Source organism: Traorella massiliensis, assembly GCF_900104665.1.
Taxonomy (GTDB): Bacteria; Bacillota_I; Bacilli_A; order Erysipelotrichales; family Erysipelotrichaceae; genus Traorella; species Traorella massiliensis.
The window spans coordinates 162,990-178,214 of record NZ_LT629969.1 but is presented as its reverse complement, the minus strand read 5'-3'; the positions used below and the strand labels follow the sequence as shown (position 1 = coordinate 178,214).

Here is a 15,225-nt window from a genome sequence, read left to right as displayed (position 1 = left end):
AATCTTTGACTTTTCCTGCTCTTCTTCCGTCAGAGTCTATGGCTTTGATTTGTCATTGATAGTAACTTTGATACCGTATTCGCCTTCAAAAATATTTACGGCTTCCGTCACTTTATTCTTATCATTGGTTTGCATGATAATAAGCTGCGATGATTCTGCCCACCGCTTGCCCTCATCCCGTCCACAGCCATATAGGGTACGAATTGCTTTCACTAAATCCGCTTGATTTCCGGATTTTAAGGCCGTCAGAACATATTTATATTGCTGATTTGTTGAAGCACTTGGAGAGGTATCTGCTTTTTTTTCAGTGCAAGACGGCGATGTTCCTACGTTTTTTTGTGGATGGAGCTGCGTCCAATACAGGCCGGAGGACATCTTAATGCTATGCTTTTTCAAAAGAAGATCCAAAAGCGGAATAAGCTCGTGCAACTGATATGTGGAACATTCTTTCCAGTCGTTTCTCAGCATGACATAGGTTCCGTTATGGCGGTATTCTTCCCGTATTTCTCCATCATAGAACTTGCCACTTTTAGTGAGAACCAAAATGTATTTTTCCTCACGAGAACATCCTACACGTTCTTCGTTTTCGTTTCGGCGTTTTAATAACCAATATGTCTCTCCCGGAACATATTTTGTTTTGGTTGTTTCATAGGATTTGAGTTTAAGGAAGCCGTAGCGAACCTTTTTCTTGTATTCTTCTTTCGTGAAAATGGTTCCGTCTGTTTTGATATTTACCTTTTCAAATAAGCTTACACAGAGTTTTGCGTAAGATGCGGCTTCTTCCACGGTTAACTCATGACTCGTAGCTACAGCCTGCGCAAGCTCTTCCTCGGATATGTTTGAGTACATTTCGTTAGATAGCACGGTGTGTTGGGATGTTGTGCTTGCCGGTGGAGCACTTCTGTTCTCAAAATTCCATGAATTGCTCGGGTCTATGGCCGCAGAGGGTAGTGAGGCTGCCGATTCCCGGCTGTAATAATCTGTACCGGAGCCCCAGAAAGACGGTTGACTTTCTCCAACCTTATTCCCTTTGGCATCGTAAACATTAGTATGATTTCCAAAGAGAGCTTGATGTTGTTCACCGGTCTTTTTCCCTTTAGCATCATAGACATTAATATGGTCTCCAAAGAATGATTTTTCTTGTCTGGCAACCTTATTTCCTTTTGAGTCATAGACATTGACATGATCACCAAAGATTGCCTTTTCGCTATAACCGACTTTTTTGCCGTGTTCATCGTATATAATTGTGCGATCTCTGAAGGGATCTTTTTCGGAATGGTATTTCTTCATAAAAAACCACCTTTCTTTCTATATTGATAGCTAAAAGAATATAGAAATCATTTGTTAATTCTATTCACGGCTTCTGCCAAAAAATCCTCAAGCTCTTTTATAGACATTTTTTCAATATACTGTCCCCGATCAAGTACATCTCCATCTCTAAATAAGACTATACTTCGATTACTATGATTTAGTTCCACATAGCTGGAAGCACCTACAGCAGCATTACTGATAAGTCTGAAATATTCCTGCATTTCTCGATAGGCCGCTTTTTGTGCTACCATTTTCCGTATATCATCCATTAAGCCACCTAATACTTCATACTTTCTACTGAAATATCTCTTGTGACCGCCAACATGAATGCTCCCGTCCGCCCATTTGGTTTTTATGTAAGATCCTAGCTCGTAATAAATCTCATGTTCGCCGAGTGAATAACAGTGTTTAATTACAGACGTATCTTTTTTGCCGGGCATCTTCCATGAAATCCACTTATCTTCACGAATCAGTTTTGCTGCCTCCTGAAACAAAGCCTGCCTTTGCGGGTCGAACTTTGATAATAAAGTAGATTTATATACAGAAGCATTGCTAATATCTTCATACACATTTGTTTTCCAATGTTCTTTGCACACAAATTTTGTCCGGTTAATGATGTTGCCATAATACGCCTCTTGTTTTTGCATCTCCTGCTCGATCCGCTGCTTTTCCTCTGTCTCTTTTCTTAACTGCTGATATTTATCTGTTAAACTACCCATGTGCTTATCCTCCTTAATATTTCGGCAGAATCAATCGCTTTTCTACCACCTCAGCCACAAGCTGTAAAGTATTCTGGTAGCCCGTTTTCTGCAAGATATTCTTGATGTGGTACTTGACTGTATTTAGCGTAATATCCAGATCTGCCGCAATCTCCTCGTATTTTCTGCCTTGTGCAAGCTCCCGAATAATATCAAATTCCCGACTGGTAAACTCGGTGCTGTTGCTGTACCCAATGCGAATCACCGGCGTGTCCTCGGGATAAACAAATTCGCCGTTCATCACCCGGTCGCAAACCTCCATCAAAGCAGTGCTGCCATATTCCTTGTACCAAAAGCCATTACAACCACATGCTTTTGCCTTTTGAATAAAGGAATGTTCCGGCATGGAGGTCATAATGATAATCTTGATTTTAGGGTTGTATTGCTTAATCTTTGCCGCAGCTTTCAAGCCGGATTCTTCATCGGCCGTACAGACATCCATCAGGATTAAATCAACGTGCCCACGAAGACAGGCTATTTCTGCATTCGCTGCATTTTCTATGGAGGCGTACAAAACATATTTTTCTGATTTGGCGATCTGACTTTCAATGGCGTCCCGGGTAATCCTGGAATCTTCTACTACTAAAACCTGTATCATGTTCGCCCTCCTTTCTGAGCTTCGTCAAAATCAAAGGGAATATTGACAATGAGAGAAACGCCATTGTCACAGAGCACTTTTAGGGAGGCTCCTTCTTGTTCTAATCGTTGCCGCAATGCACTAAGGCCGTTGCCTTCCGTAATGCTTGAAACAGATACACAACCATTGTCGGATATTTCAATGTAATAACCCTGCTTGTTTTGTTCAACCTTTACCATTAATTCCGTGGCATTCGCATGACGTACCGCATTGGTGAGCGCCTCTCGGATAGCGGCATATAATAATTGTAAGGTTTTGCGCTGAGTGGGCTGTTCTCCAAGGAATACAACCTTACAGCCAATCAGCTCCGCCACCTGAAGCAGTTCAGATTGCAAGGAGGAATCGGGAACTGTCCACGCCATAGGAATATTGGAGAAATCGCGAATGGTGCTGCTCCAGCTTTCCCGCAGTACGACAGCGTTCTCGGCCAGACTGTCTTCGGTAATCGCCTTAGTGGTGGCCAACAAACAGTGACCCAGCTCATCATGAATATGCATTTTTGCAGCAAGAATCTCTTTATTTAAATTAACTTCCACGATACTGTCCAGCAAGGCTTTCTGTCGCTTTTGCATCTCCTGCAGCCGAATGGTGTTCTCGTACAGTTCTTCGCTGAGCCGGTAGAGTTCTGTAATTTTCGCCGCCTCGATCTGAACGGTATTGGAATCAAGAAATCTCAGTTCAAAACGCCAGACCGAGCTGTCGGAGAAACGGAAGAACAACTGTTGGTGGGTGCTTCCATTTTCATTGTTCGTATCTTTTGGCAGCCAGGATTGGGTTAGCTTTTCCGCCTTGCCGTTATTGGCAAAGTTTGTGAGTTCCTCCCACGCCGCCTTTTCGTTCAGAATTGTATGTCCGGTCAGCTCCAGCACCAGCTGATTCATCTTCTCATTAACAAGAATGACCCGCCCATCCAATGCGGAAAAGCAGATTCCGCCGGGGTAAGAGTCGATGGCTTTTTTAATCATTTTAGCTGACGTATTCTTTTTCATGACTACACCACCTCTCCCTCCTGCAAGAGCAGAAGTCGATATCCTGCTTGGATTTTTTCTGCCTGAAGTCCATATCCGTCTTCCAAAGAATGGGAAACAAACTCGCAGGCTGTACCGGTAATCTCAAAGCAAACCGTATCGCTGATTTGGATTACCACAGAAGACAAACGAAAATCTGCCTTCTCTAAAATCCCTTCCAAAGTTTTCATAATGAGAAGAATCAGCTCTGGTTCTAAATTCAATGTGGGGCAAAAATCCAAACTTGTCATGATTCCAAGATTCTTCATGCATTTCGCCATATCCTGCAAGCTAATGGCTAAGTCACCCATCGGAATCGTCTGCTGCTCCTGATAAGTGAGCCGCAAGTTGCAGAACCGCTTGATATACGTGCCGATGAGGCAAATGCGGTTCCAGTCGTTCTCTGAAAGGGATTCTTTTGATAAAAGTTCTGTCAGCAAGGTAAGCTGCCCAGACACCTCCGAGGATAGGCTGTCATAAATATCATTGCGCGCCTGAACGCTTGCTTCGTCCGATTGGATATGGATTTCCTGTGCCAGCAGATCTTGTTCTTCTTCCAGTTTCGCATTCAGTCTCTGAAGCTCCCGTAAAGCATGATTGATCTGCGAGAGATCTGTTTGCCAGACCATATATCCGCCCAGAACAGGATGCAGGTGCATGGTAATATCTTCCGTAGCAAAAAATCGCTGCTCCTGCTTTAGGGCTTCCAACATAGCAGGCGTAATCTCCGCCGCGTTTTCCGATGCTGCAATCGTCTCGCCGCTTGGTAAAAGAATCTGCATAGCCACCGTAGACCGCCGGAACACTTCCTCGTACTGTGTGTTTACTGGAATCAGTCCGACCAGGATATAAATCTGCCAGCAAAGCACAAGAATAAAAATCAGTCCTGCTGAATATTCCACCAGCTCAAATCGAACCACATAGGCTGTAGTTGCATAAGGAATGCTGAATAGGAGCAGCAGAATCGGCTCGTAAAAAGGAATCAGCTTTCGGTAAAGCGAATCAGACTTCGCCGTGCCATTGCGCCGGTAGATTACATATACCTGATAACTGATGATACTAAGTCCCCAAATATAGACGATATATGTTCCGATGTAGGGGTGAAAATACAAATTTGGCTGGGATTCCTCCGGCATAATGTAATAGAAAAAATGATGCAGATCATTCGTCAGCGCCAGTACGCTTAAAAGGCACGCCGGAATCAGAAGCAGATACCACTTTTCGCTGATCCGATAATCGTCTGCCTTGCCAAGATAGAATGCGACGTAAAGACCAAACAGCGGGATGAAAATAGCCGCGATATTGATGAAGTATCCGGTAAAGCGCATCCACGGAATATTGACATAGAGGAAGGCATCCTGGACAAAGCGAACCGTTAAATACAGGATACTGACGATATTTTGCGCAGTTAGATGGCTGCGCATGGTTTTTTGTGTGATTTTCGTACTGATCGTATATTGCCAACCGAAAAGCAGGAGCATATAGACCACCCAGACAAGATATGACCGCAGAGCATCCTCCGGCAAGTATCGCATGCTGAGCTGCCGGTATGCGGAGACTGCAAAAAGCAACGCCGTAGCCGCAAAAAGCCGGACAACGGATTTTTTTCGCTTGCCCATTCTATTCCCCTCCTTGCCCAAAGATGATTCCTTAGAATAAGATAAGAATATTATAGCATGAAAGATCAAATTCGCCCCACACAAAAGGGTAGCTTATTCGGCCTTTTTAATAATAAGCAATACCCACAAGCATCATTCGGCTTGTGGGTATCTTACTTTTAACTAGTTATTAACCTTTTTGCGTTTTATAAAATAAGTACAGCTTAATCCAGCCGCAGATGCGAGCATGACTACTATCCATAAAGCAATGTTCGCTGAATCTCCAGTCTCTGGTGATGTTGTATCCGTATTCGGATTTGTAGGATCACCAGGCTTAGATGGCGTTGTGTCGGAAGTCAATTTAGGGATGCTTACCGTTTTTGTTGCACCACAGGTCTTGCAAGTATATGTTTTGATACCTTCTGCATCCTTTGTAGCCTCTTTTGTGACCTTTCCGTCATCCCAAACGTGAGCCTCTTTCTGAACATCTCCGCAGGAGCAGGAGCGCTGGTGATTGCTTCCATCTTTACAATCCGTCCATTCTCCATAAGAGTGGGTGTGAGTCGCAGCTACTTTTTTGTATCCGATCATGACAGGAGAGGTTCCCATCAGGCGGAACGATATGCCATTCTCACTCTCTGTTACTTCAGGGGTCTCCACTTCTCCGGCATGATGACCATTCACATCTTCATCGAACATATGCGTAACAACAAAATCGTACTCGTCAGCATTGGTTCCCTCTGGATAAGGAAGTGTTACCACAATTCCTTCTTCTGGGAAGTTCTCAGCAGTAACCGGAACCCATGTCCGTCCGCCATCCTCGCTTGTTACAAGCTCAATGTCATAAAGCATGGTATTGTCTTCCGTGTAACCTTCATTGGAAACGATGGTTTCTGTCAATTTGTTTTCAATCTTTTCAACCGTATTGTATTCCGTATTTCCAAGATTACCGGTCACTTCACTGAGACCTTCCTTAATGTTGACTTTTGACTCATCAGGTATCTTATAGTATTCGATTGTCGGGGCATCAGGTTCTTTGAATCCCAAAATGCTTATGGCGTTATTTTCTGAATCGTAGGAACAATCATATATATTCCCGTCCGGAGTCCAATCCATATGATAAACGAAATAATTATCATCTTTTTTTCCAGAATACTCATATGTTCGTGTGCTGCCGTCTGCATATGTGACCTTAAATGTAAATCCGTTAAGATTCGCTTTGCTTCCGTTTTCTCGAATATCTTGAATAATGCTGTCCGGCACTGACAAAAATTCGATTTTTGTCACTTGTTTTGATTCGACAAGCTCGAATCGAGCATTATCTGTTGTTGGAGAAAACTGAAAATTAATAGGATCGGTGCCCTGTCTGCGGTAAGTATTATAACGCTTTTCCCCAGCGAAAATGCCAAAACCTGTGGCTTCTGCAGTTCCACCATCTGTCCAAAGAGTGTAAGATCGGTAAGATCCATCATCAGGCGCATCCGTAGGCCGATACCGATAATATAAATCTTGCCCATCCTTATCGGATATATTGTAAACTGTGTCTGATTCAATCTCTGTAGGCTCAACTACTTCAAAATCAAAACATGCTTCTACACATGGATCAGGACCGACGTTTTCAGTATATAAGATTAAACCATCAGGACGTTCAAGCGGCTTATTTCCGGTAATAGTAAATATATAACCGGTAGAGTATGTCGTCACTGTGATGTCAATATCAGTAGTTACATAAGTGTAGTCCCATTGAAGATCCATTTGTTCTGTACTCACAGGTGACTTCGTTCCGTCCGGGCGAGTTTCAATAACCTGCGCTCTATATTGGATTGGCTGTCCAATGACTGCAGTTACTTTGTCTAAAGGTGTATTTGCAGAGTCGTCCCATCTGGAAAGAACCCATTCATAGGTTGCCTCTTGTGATGGTTCTTCCGGAGGCGTGCCAATTGAGAAGCTGTAAGTTGCCGTGATTACCGGATTACCATTCTCATCTTTATTTACGGTAACCTTCATAGGCTCTCTTTCACCAGTGCCATTCATATATTGTACATAAACATTGTTTTTCCCAGACAATACATAATAGTAATCTCCATGATAAGACTCAAATGATTGGAACGTCATTTTCATCGTATATCGGCTATTATTCTGGAATGTGTCAGCAGCAGTTAATTTTTTACCGGTGCTATCGTAAAATTCCTGAGTGGATACGACATAATCAAGAATAGAACCGTCCTCCCACGTTGGTTCTGCCGCGACAGCCAGCCAACCACCATTACCAGCTGACGTACCAATCATATCATCCAACGAAGACGGGAGCTGAACAATAAGATCATTTTCTATGACCTTCTTTTCCGCATCTGGCCCTGCAAGAGAATCTCCATTCGCCATTACAGTTGTCGGGAACATCATGACTATCATGCATAATGCAAGCAAGAGTGCTCCCCATTTTTTTAGTTTCATCAAAAACTCCTCCTTTTTGTGCGTATAAGATAAAAGCCTGTTTAAGCTACTTTATAGTAACACTTCTAAAAAGAAAGCACCCCACACAATCAGGTAGTTTTTGAAAAATAATTAAAAAATATGTCCACACTGTTCTTTTTTGGAAAATAAGATCAAAAATCAGTACCATGTTCACGAATGTTGTCGCTGAAAACTAAAGATGAGAAGGGGAAATTGACCAAGATCATCAACTTTACACTACTTAAGTAGACCCCCATCAAGGGCCTTCTTGGATAGCGGCGAAACTTATGAATTTACGTGGATTGTCAAGAAATCCACCGCGGAAAATTAACGATACAAAAATATTATAGGGCATATTCCGTCCAAGATTATTGGGTTGAATTGGACTTTCATGAATAGAGTAAAATAATCCGCCAAGGTGCAAAAGTCTTGGCGGATTATTTTACTCTTGTCGCGAAGTCTATTTATAGTCTTTTAATACTTCAGCATTTTCGCAAATCATTTTTCCTAGTTCGTCGACTCTCATTGAATATCGAATTGGTTCTCCACTGGATGTGTCCACGTATTGTGCCTCGATAACGGAAGGCGGAAATATAATATAAGGTGCTGGAGGTACACGAAACTTTGCGAATAGACTATTATACCCCTCCTGAGAAGCCATTGGTGGAATTCTATTGGACTCAATTCCAATAGCAAATATTTGTAATAATGAAGCGTAATGCATGAACTCATCTGAAAAAATGTCTTGTAGTGGTGCTATCGCAGCCATAAGTTCCACAAAATCGTCATCCGTATATTTCGTATGATTTACCGTATCTAACGCAAGTTTATCACCGACACGTGTTTTCTGCTTTTCGAGTTCGGTAAACATGTCATAAACAAGCGCTTTTAGAAATTCCGATTCTTGTTTATCTCTTTTGAGTTCTTTAATCACAAAGGCAACCCTTGGAGACAAATTAGGCGTATTCCTGATAAGTGTTTCTCTCAGTATTGCATACTTTAGTGCGGTAGCTAGAAATAAACATAGACCTTCCACTTTTCCTTTTCCAATTGATATTTCTGAATTTCTTGCCAAACACTCTAGAGTTGTAGACACTTCCTCCGGGATAAATACATCGGTTTGAATAATATTCCATATTGCCATAGAAAGGTCAAAGTACTCATGAGGCGATATCACTTCGGGTATTATTTTTATGAATCGCTCTACTGCAATACCTACTGCACCATCTTTTTTAAATGCAGCTACTACGGCTTTTGGTACTGGACGCTCACCTTTTCTGAATTTTGATAGTGCCGTCTTATCAATTGCCTCATTGAATACGAGATGCTTCTCTTTTTCGTCCTTTGTCATAGCTGCTGGCAAGAGAATATATCTGTCTATGTTTTCGCGAGTAGGTTTAACTTTTCCTCCATATTCTAATTCAGTGTCGATATCTCCACTACAAAATTTCACAAATTCATTTTCAAATGCCACATAGTTTAATTCTTGCATCTCTAAGGCCCCTTTCATGTCAACTCAAACGTCAACTCTACGTCAACCTCACTGTCGGCTACATTTAAATTTGCCTGCAATATAATAACGTCAAGAAAAGCGAGAGGTGCTAAATACGAGACCTAACCACTCTCAGATTTATATATTACCTGAAATATTCATGAAGAAAAAGAAAAAGAGCGCAAATCCTTTATTTATAAGGTTTGCGCATATTTATGGTTTCACCCGTCAGGTGCTTTATTCACAGGTGCGATTCCTGTATAATATTGGTGACAAAACCTGTTTATACAGAAAGGAATCGCAATACCATGATACACAATATTACGCAATTTGACAACTATGATTTTAACGGCGGCAGCCTTTCAAGTGATGGAGGATCGATTCTCCTGATCCGGTTTATCCAAAAGAATCATCTTCTTGATTCTTTTGACTCGCTGCCTTTTTTTGATATCCGTAAAACATTCATACATTCCAACGAAAGTATCCTTTCCCAGCTCATTATTCGTAATCTTTTAGGCTACTTCAGTCAGGATGAACAGGAGGTCCTTCTTCATGATCCCCTGCTTTTCAATCATTCGCCTGTCGCAAGCCAGCCTTCCGTTTCAAGATTCTTTGACAGAGTGACCCGTCTTACGAATGTACAGTTCAAGCATCTTCTTCAAAAGCTAACCTGTACATATATCAAACAGATATGTTGCTTCCCCTATTCTTGACGCCGATTCCACGATGGTTGCGACTGATGGAAAACAGGAAGCCGCTTCCTTCATCCATCACTATCAGGAAACCGGCTATCATCCTCTTGTAATCAATGAATTTCATTCAAAACTGCTAGTCAGCGCCCAGCTAAGAACCGGTAAAAGCTACTCGTCAAACAGAATCGTTGAAGAACTCAGAGAGATCATGCCGATGATTCAGGGAAAGTACTCCAAACATATCCGATTCAGAGGCGACAGTGCTTTCTACAGCGATGAACTGATGACCTATCTGGAAGGAATGAACTGCCGTTATTTCATAAGAACCAAATCGTTTTCAAAACTGACGAATAAAATTACTGATATAATCAGCAATAGAAAAATCGACATAACACAGTATACACCTCAGCATCCGTACTATGGAGAAATCAGATACAGGATGACAAACAGCACAGCGACAAGAAGGGTGTGCTACAAGGCATATCATGTAATGGATCAACATGGGCAAGTATCACTGCTGCCTGTCATTTACTGTGTGATAACGAATCAGGAAAACGGCAGTCCAAAGTCAGTCATGGATTTCTATGAAGAAAGGGGAAACAGCGAGAACTTCACCAAGGAACTGAAAGATGATTTCAATGGCGTGAAGCTTTCTCACAGAGAGTTTCTCAAAAACGAAATAGAATTTTTGATTTCATCGTTATCATATAACATATTTCACATGTTTCAGAATATGATACTGGAGAATGACGACAGGAAAATAAGAATGAACACCTACAGAAGCAAATATCAAAAGATAGCCGTACGGGTAGTTAAACATGCAAGACAGGTGGAGCTGCATTTCAGCAGTGCGTATCCAAGACAGGATCTATTCAATCGTTATATGAATAAAGTGCTTCTTCAATAATCATAAAATTCGATAGCCAACAGTGCAGTTGATTGACTGCAGTTTTTACTGTGGAAAACTCATAAACGATTCATCCAAATCTCAGACATTTTCGCAGATCATCTCTTTTTTTGACAGTTTTATTCACCTCTTTGCTTTCATGAATGTTTCAGGTTAAATTATATTCTCACCAAGCCAGATATATTTAAAGTTTTGCTTAAGACAGGTATGTACCATAATTATATTATGAACCAATATAAAAAAATTGACTTTCTCCATCATCCTAAGTTATCTCAATTAAGCAAGGAAGCTTACATGCTGATTTGTTCATATACCACCTCAGGAACAGAACAGTTACTATTGTATATGCTGGATCATCCTAATATAAGCAATGTTAATGAAATTGCTGAAACATTATATAATATGAATGCACATGCTTTTTCTCAAATTGTATATCTTTCAAAAGGCCTATAAACCTTCTTAATTATAAGGTCTTTTTCTTATACTCTGAATATAGTCATCGATTTCCTTAAGTCTTTCATTTAGCTGCTTATCTTTTTCTTGTAATAAATCATATTCAGAATTATCTAAAGCATCATCTTTTTGACGCATTTTCTTTAATTGAAGTCTCACTCTAGGAATTTCAATATACAATAACTGATTTCTTTCTCGAATTAGTGCTTCATATTTCTTTTTTGTCAAAGGTAAAAGAATCCTATAATATCTCACAATAACCTCCATTTATGAATAATCTATTATTGAGTCATTAACATTTAAATATTTTATGTTCAATCATCATTTACATATTTATTATAATACTTTTAGATCATGAATGAGAGATTTATTTATGTTTACAATAAATCAAAGGGAAGAAAATAATTTTCGTACTTCTTATTGCACATACGAATCTCGTATACAGTAATACATTTATATGTTAACACAACCTATCAAAGATAGTAGCCTAGTGGATTGCCCCATCTAATCTTTCCTCTTTTCTTACAGCTTCACTGAAGTGATATGGCTGTTTTTTTATCTTTTCATATAGGTTTTGAAATACTTGTCAATTTCATCCACTGTCATCTTATCAATGCCAGACATACATATCAAAATTTCCCAGGGCTTATTTACTGAAAACTTCTATTTTTATTATAAAATGAATTTTAACTTTTCCTGATTAATCATACCAATGAAACAATGATTGCCCTTGATCCAATTTTTGAATTTGTTTTATATCATCTTGTGATAATTCAATATCAAATACATTTATATTTTCAATCATTCTTTTTCTATGAACTGTTTTAGGAATCACGATGATACCATTTTGAATCAAATAAGCTAATGCAATTTGCGCAACACTTTTATGATGTTTCTTGGCAATCTCTATTAATAATGGTTCATGAAAAATATCTTTCCTGCCTTCTGTAAAAGATGCCCATGATTCCATTTGAACACCATCTAAATCCATCTGATGTTTAAAGTGAAATTGTGGATGATAAACATGTGATTCTATTTGATGAATGGCTGGTTTCATGCCACAGTTTTGTATAAAATTATCATAATATTGTCCTTGAAAATTTGAGATTCCGATAGCTCTGACTTTCTTTTGCTGATAGGCTTCTTTCATAGCTTCATACATTTCAAGCGACCTTTCATAAGGTTCATGAATCAGTAGTAAATCGATATAATCAGTTTGTAATGCTTTTAATGAATCTTCTATACCTTTTTGGGCTTGCTCATAGCCTTGACATGATGCATTGAGTTTTGTTGTGATAAAGATCTTTTCTCTTGGTATACCACTTCCGATGATAGCTTGACCAACGATATCTTCATTCTCATACATCTTAGCTGTATCAAGCAACCGATAACCAACTTCTAATGCACTAACAATTGCTTTTTTACCTTCTTCACCTCTCAAATCCCATGTTCCATACCCTAACATTGGCATTTGAATTCCATTATTCAATGTCACATATTTCATCCTTCATCACCTCTTCAACCTTATTATATAAATAGAGATTGGAGATGTAAAATATTTAAAATCTATATTTAATTATTCGGAAGTAGAATATCAATATATAGTCTGTACATTTTTGATACTTGAGAGCATTGAAATAATCCGGTTTTCTTTATATTATACTTTCAAATATGAATAATTAATAAGCTGCTCAAAAAAAAGATTATCAAGAATAAAAAACGAAAAAGAATCATTCAAATCTCTTAGTATCATTCCAGAATATACTTTTAAACAACAGTAATATTTCCTTTAAAAACCTCTCTACCTTACTTTCAAAACTATAATAATTCGCAATAATGTGACCAACTTAATTTGCTAGACAGTGTCTGGCAATTTGGATATTTTAAATAAAACAATCTCATATTTTGAAGATTTTCTCGAGAAAATCCTTTTCCAAATTTATTTGTAAGAGTTTTCGATAGTGTAAATAATTTTTTTCCATATTCGCCACGCTGAGATTTTAACTCACCCTCAACTATAATAAGTCCTATATTCCAATATTCATTAATTAACTCATATTCATTAATTAACTCAGCATTAATATTTTTAATGACATTATTTCTAGCATTTGTGATAATACTAGCGATTTTACTTACTAATGCATCATTGTTTAACAAATTATTTTCCACAATCAACTACTCCTTTCAATATTAATTATTCTTATTATACCCTTCTTTTAAAAAAAAAAAAAAGAAGCATCTAAACACTCACTATGTCTAAACACTTCTCTAATCTTCTCACAACAATTATTACTAACGTTTTGAGAACTCCGAAATCCTATGAAATATAGGTTTTATGGCATATTTGTTTCTTACCTGTTGGATTTCCTTAACTGCTTAGTCCAACACAAATAAACACAATACATCTTTTATTCTATGAACCGCCATGATACCTATTATTTTTCTATAACATAAAGGTCATATAAGGTGGAATACAAACTATGTCGTCCTTGATAGATAAATTCTTAGGATGAATAATATAACATTCTCCAATTCGATTTTTATATTTTTCTTTAAATTTAAGTAAAGAAGATGTCGAATATTTCTTGCCTGATTTAACCTCAATCGGATATAGTTTATACTTTAATTTACTATTGTTCGATAAGAGAAAATCTATTTCAATATCATTACGATGTTTTTCAGTATTGTAATGGGTATAAAAATATAATTTATGTTTATTTGCTACAAGCATCTGTGCTATTGCATTTTCATATAACATTCCTTCATTTAAAGATAATTTATCTAAAAGTATTTGTTTGTAAACTTCTTCCTCAAGCAACTCATTTTCGTCAAAAGCGTGACTAACTAAAAGACCCGTATCTCCTAAATAACATTTAACATAAGTTCTATCTTCATTTATTGATAAACCTACACTTGGATCATTACACAAAAAACACTCATTCGAAATCATTGAATCAGCTAACCAGAAAAAAGTTTCTTCGTATTGATCGGCTTGAGAACCTTCCTTGATTTCCTTAAAAACAACTCTTTTTTCATGTTTTGATAAAAGTCCTGGAATTTGATCAAAAATTGCCAACACTTTACTTCTATATCGAGCATTTATTTTCATGATATCTTCTCTATAAAGGGATAAAATATCTCTTTTTTCTTTATCTGCCTCAAAGAAACTTTTATCATTTTCAATATATTTGATTACAGGCATCGGCATACCACCAACAAGCATATATTGTTTAAATAGTAACATTGCTTTTTTGTGCAATGATTCTTCCAGAGGCTTTCTTTCTCTAAAACACGCTTTAATATAATCAATTATTATTTCCTCATTTAATGCATAACAAAATTCCTCAAAATCCAAAGGATACATCGAAAGTTGTCTTTCTTCAGAAGGGATTACAATGTTTTTAACATTCTCTTTAATTGAGATTAAAGAACCTGTTTCTATATAATCATACCTACCATCTAATACTAAATATTTTATGGCAGCTCTTGCTTGAGGAAACATTTGAACTTCATCAAAGATAATAACTGATTTCCGTCTTCTAAGATGAACCCCAAAATGAGCTTGAAGCAGCATAAAAAGAGTATCTAAATCATTCAAATATTTATTAAAATACGATTCAACTTCAATATCTTTCTTTGCAAAGTCAATCAATATATAGCTTTCATATTCGTTTTTGGCAAATTCTTCAGCAATTGTACTCTTTCCTATACGGCGTGCCCCTTCAATAAGAATGGCTTTCCCACCATTGCTTTCATTTTTCCATTGCAATAATTTATCATATACTTTCCTTTTTAATATCATATTGCCACCTTTTCCTATTATACGCAATATTTATATACATTTACTTTCTGATTATACGCATATTATAACTCTATTTAAGATTATACGCAAGTTTAAATAATACTCTTTATAAGA

Annotated in this window: 14 protein-coding genes; 3 read left to right on the top strand and 11 right to left on the bottom strand. The window is 38.1% G+C overall.

Going from position 1 to position 15,225, the window contains the following annotated elements:
- Positions 1–36: 36 nt before the first annotated feature.
- The 7 genes from BQ5367_RS08090 to BQ5367_RS08060 all read right to left on the bottom strand — a co-directional run bounded on the left by BQ5367_RS08090 (position 37) and on the right by BQ5367_RS08060 (position 9,257).
- Positions 37–1,290 (bottom strand): LURP-one-related/scramblase family protein, encoded by a 1,254-nt coding sequence (locus BQ5367_RS08090; protein WP_071442033.1) that lies wholly within the window; start codon positions 1,288–1,290, stop codon positions 37–39.
- Positions 1,291–1,337: 47 nt separating this feature from the next.
- The gene (locus tag BQ5367_RS08085; RefSeq protein ID WP_071442032.1) at positions 1,338–2,030 is read right to left on the bottom strand and encodes a hypothetical protein; all 693 of its coding nucleotides are present in this window, start codon (positions 2,028–2,030) and stop codon (positions 1,338–1,340) included.
- 13 nt (positions 2,031–2,043) lie between these two features.
- A complete protein-coding gene (locus BQ5367_RS08080; protein ID WP_071442031.1) occupies positions 2,044–2,667 on the bottom strand; it encodes a response regulator transcription factor in 624 nt (207 codons plus the stop codon).
- The gene (locus tag BQ5367_RS08075; RefSeq protein ID WP_071442030.1) at positions 2,664–3,695 is read right to left on the bottom strand and encodes a sensor histidine kinase; all 1,032 of its coding nucleotides are present in this window, start codon (positions 3,693–3,695) and stop codon (positions 2,664–2,666) included. Before BQ5367_RS08075 ends, BQ5367_RS08080 begins: the two co-directional genes overlap by 4 nt.
- A 2-nt stretch (positions 3,696–3,697) precedes the next feature.
- Complete coding sequence (locus tag BQ5367_RS08070; protein ID WP_071442029.1) at positions 3,698–5,332, bottom strand: hypothetical protein; 1,635 nt, start codon at positions 5,330–5,332, stop codon at positions 3,698–3,700.
- Between the two features lie 162 nt (positions 5,333–5,494).
- Positions 5,495–7,765, bottom strand: coding sequence for a hypothetical protein (locus BQ5367_RS08065; protein WP_071442028.1), 2,271 nt, complete (start codon positions 7,763–7,765; stop codon positions 5,495–5,497).
- 460 nt (positions 7,766–8,225) lie between these two features.
- Positions 8,226–9,257, bottom strand: coding sequence for a hypothetical protein (locus BQ5367_RS08060; protein ID WP_071442027.1), 1,032 nt, complete (start codon positions 9,255–9,257; stop codon positions 8,226–8,228).
- Between the two features lie 308 nt (positions 9,258–9,565).
- On the opposite strand from BQ5367_RS08060, the gene BQ5367_RS13940 reads away from it, so the two are divergent.
- From BQ5367_RS13940 to BQ5367_RS13520, 3 genes are all read left to right on the top strand, one after another.
- Positions 9,566–9,970: a transposase gene (locus BQ5367_RS13940; protein WP_071442026.1), complete on the top strand. Its 405-nt coding sequence runs from the start codon at positions 9,566–9,568 to the stop codon at positions 9,968–9,970.
- A 13-nt stretch (positions 9,971–9,983) separates the two neighbouring features.
- On the top strand, positions 9,984–10,856 hold the full coding sequence (locus tag BQ5367_RS08050; protein ID WP_071442025.1) for an IS1380 family transposase: 873 nt from the start codon (positions 9,984–9,986) through the stop codon (positions 10,854–10,856).
- A 294-nt stretch (positions 10,857–11,150) separates the two neighbouring features.
- Positions 11,151–11,309, top strand: a complete 159-nt coding sequence (locus tag BQ5367_RS13520; RefSeq protein WP_154667087.1) for a hypothetical protein — start codon at positions 11,151–11,153, stop codon at positions 11,307–11,309.
- A gap of 6 nt (positions 11,310–11,315) precedes the next feature.
- On the opposite strand, the gene BQ5367_RS08045 is transcribed toward BQ5367_RS13520, so the two are convergent.
- From BQ5367_RS08045 to BQ5367_RS08030, 4 genes are all read right to left on the bottom strand, one after another.
- Positions 11,316–11,564, bottom strand: coding sequence for a hypothetical protein (locus BQ5367_RS08045; protein WP_071442024.1), 249 nt, complete (start codon positions 11,562–11,564; stop codon positions 11,316–11,318).
- A gap of 445 nt (positions 11,565–12,009) precedes the next feature.
- Entirely contained in the window at positions 12,010–12,813 is an 804-nt protein-coding gene (locus tag BQ5367_RS08040; RefSeq protein WP_071442023.1) for an aldo/keto reductase, read from the bottom strand.
- A 314-nt stretch (positions 12,814–13,127) separates the two neighbouring features.
- Positions 13,128–13,478 carry a DUF1016 N-terminal domain-containing protein gene (locus BQ5367_RS08035; protein WP_071442022.1) on the bottom strand — a complete coding sequence of 117 codons (351 nt, stop codon included), beginning with the start codon at positions 13,476–13,478 and terminating at the stop codon, positions 13,128–13,130.
- A 274-nt stretch (positions 13,479–13,752) separates the two neighbouring features.
- The gene (locus BQ5367_RS08030; protein ID WP_071442021.1) at positions 13,753–15,111 is read right to left on the bottom strand and encodes an ATP-binding protein; all 1,359 of its coding nucleotides are present in this window, start codon (positions 15,109–15,111) and stop codon (positions 13,753–13,755) included.
- Between the last annotated feature and the right edge of the window lie 114 nt (positions 15,112–15,225).

Bases quoted from the DNA above. Each gene is read 5' to 3' on its own strand.
- BQ5367_RS08090 (WP_071442033.1), bottom strand. From the start codon at position 1,290: ATGAAGAAATACCATTCCGAAAAAGATCCCTTCAGAGATCGCACAATT.
- BQ5367_RS08085 (WP_071442032.1), bottom strand. From the start codon at position 2,030: ATGGGTAGTTTAACAGATAAATATCAGCAGTTAAGAAAAGAGACAGAG.
- BQ5367_RS08080 (WP_071442031.1), bottom strand. From the start codon at position 2,667: ATGATACAGGTTTTAGTAGTAGAAGATTCCAGGATTACCCGGGACGCC.
- BQ5367_RS08075 (WP_071442030.1), bottom strand. From the start codon at position 3,695: ATGAAAAAGAATACGTCAGCTAAAATGATTAAAAAAGCCATCGACTCT.
- BQ5367_RS08070 (WP_071442029.1), bottom strand. From the start codon at position 5,332: ATGGGCAAGCGAAAAAAATCCGTTGTCCGGCTTTTTGCGGCTACGGCG.
- BQ5367_RS08065 (WP_071442028.1), bottom strand. From the start codon at position 7,765: ATGAAACTAAAAAAATGGGGAGCACTCTTGCTTGCATTATGCATGATA.
- BQ5367_RS08060 (WP_071442027.1), bottom strand. From the start codon at position 9,257: ATGCAAGAATTAAACTATGTGGCATTTGAAAATGAATTTGTGAAATTT.
- BQ5367_RS13940 (WP_071442026.1), top strand. From the start codon at position 9,566: ATGATACACAATATTACGCAATTTGACAACTATGATTTTAACGGCGGC.
- BQ5367_RS08050 (WP_071442025.1), top strand. From the start codon at position 9,984: ATGGTTGCGACTGATGGAAAACAGGAAGCCGCTTCCTTCATCCATCAC.
- BQ5367_RS13520 (WP_154667087.1), top strand. From the start codon at position 11,151: ATGCTGATTTGTTCATATACCACCTCAGGAACAGAACAGTTACTATTG.
- BQ5367_RS08040 (WP_071442023.1), bottom strand. From the start codon at position 12,813: ATGAAATATGTGACATTGAATAATGGAATTCAAATGCCAATGTTAGGG.
- BQ5367_RS08030 (WP_071442021.1), bottom strand. From the start codon at position 15,111: ATGATATTAAAAAGGAAAGTATATGATAAATTATTGCAATGGAAAAAT.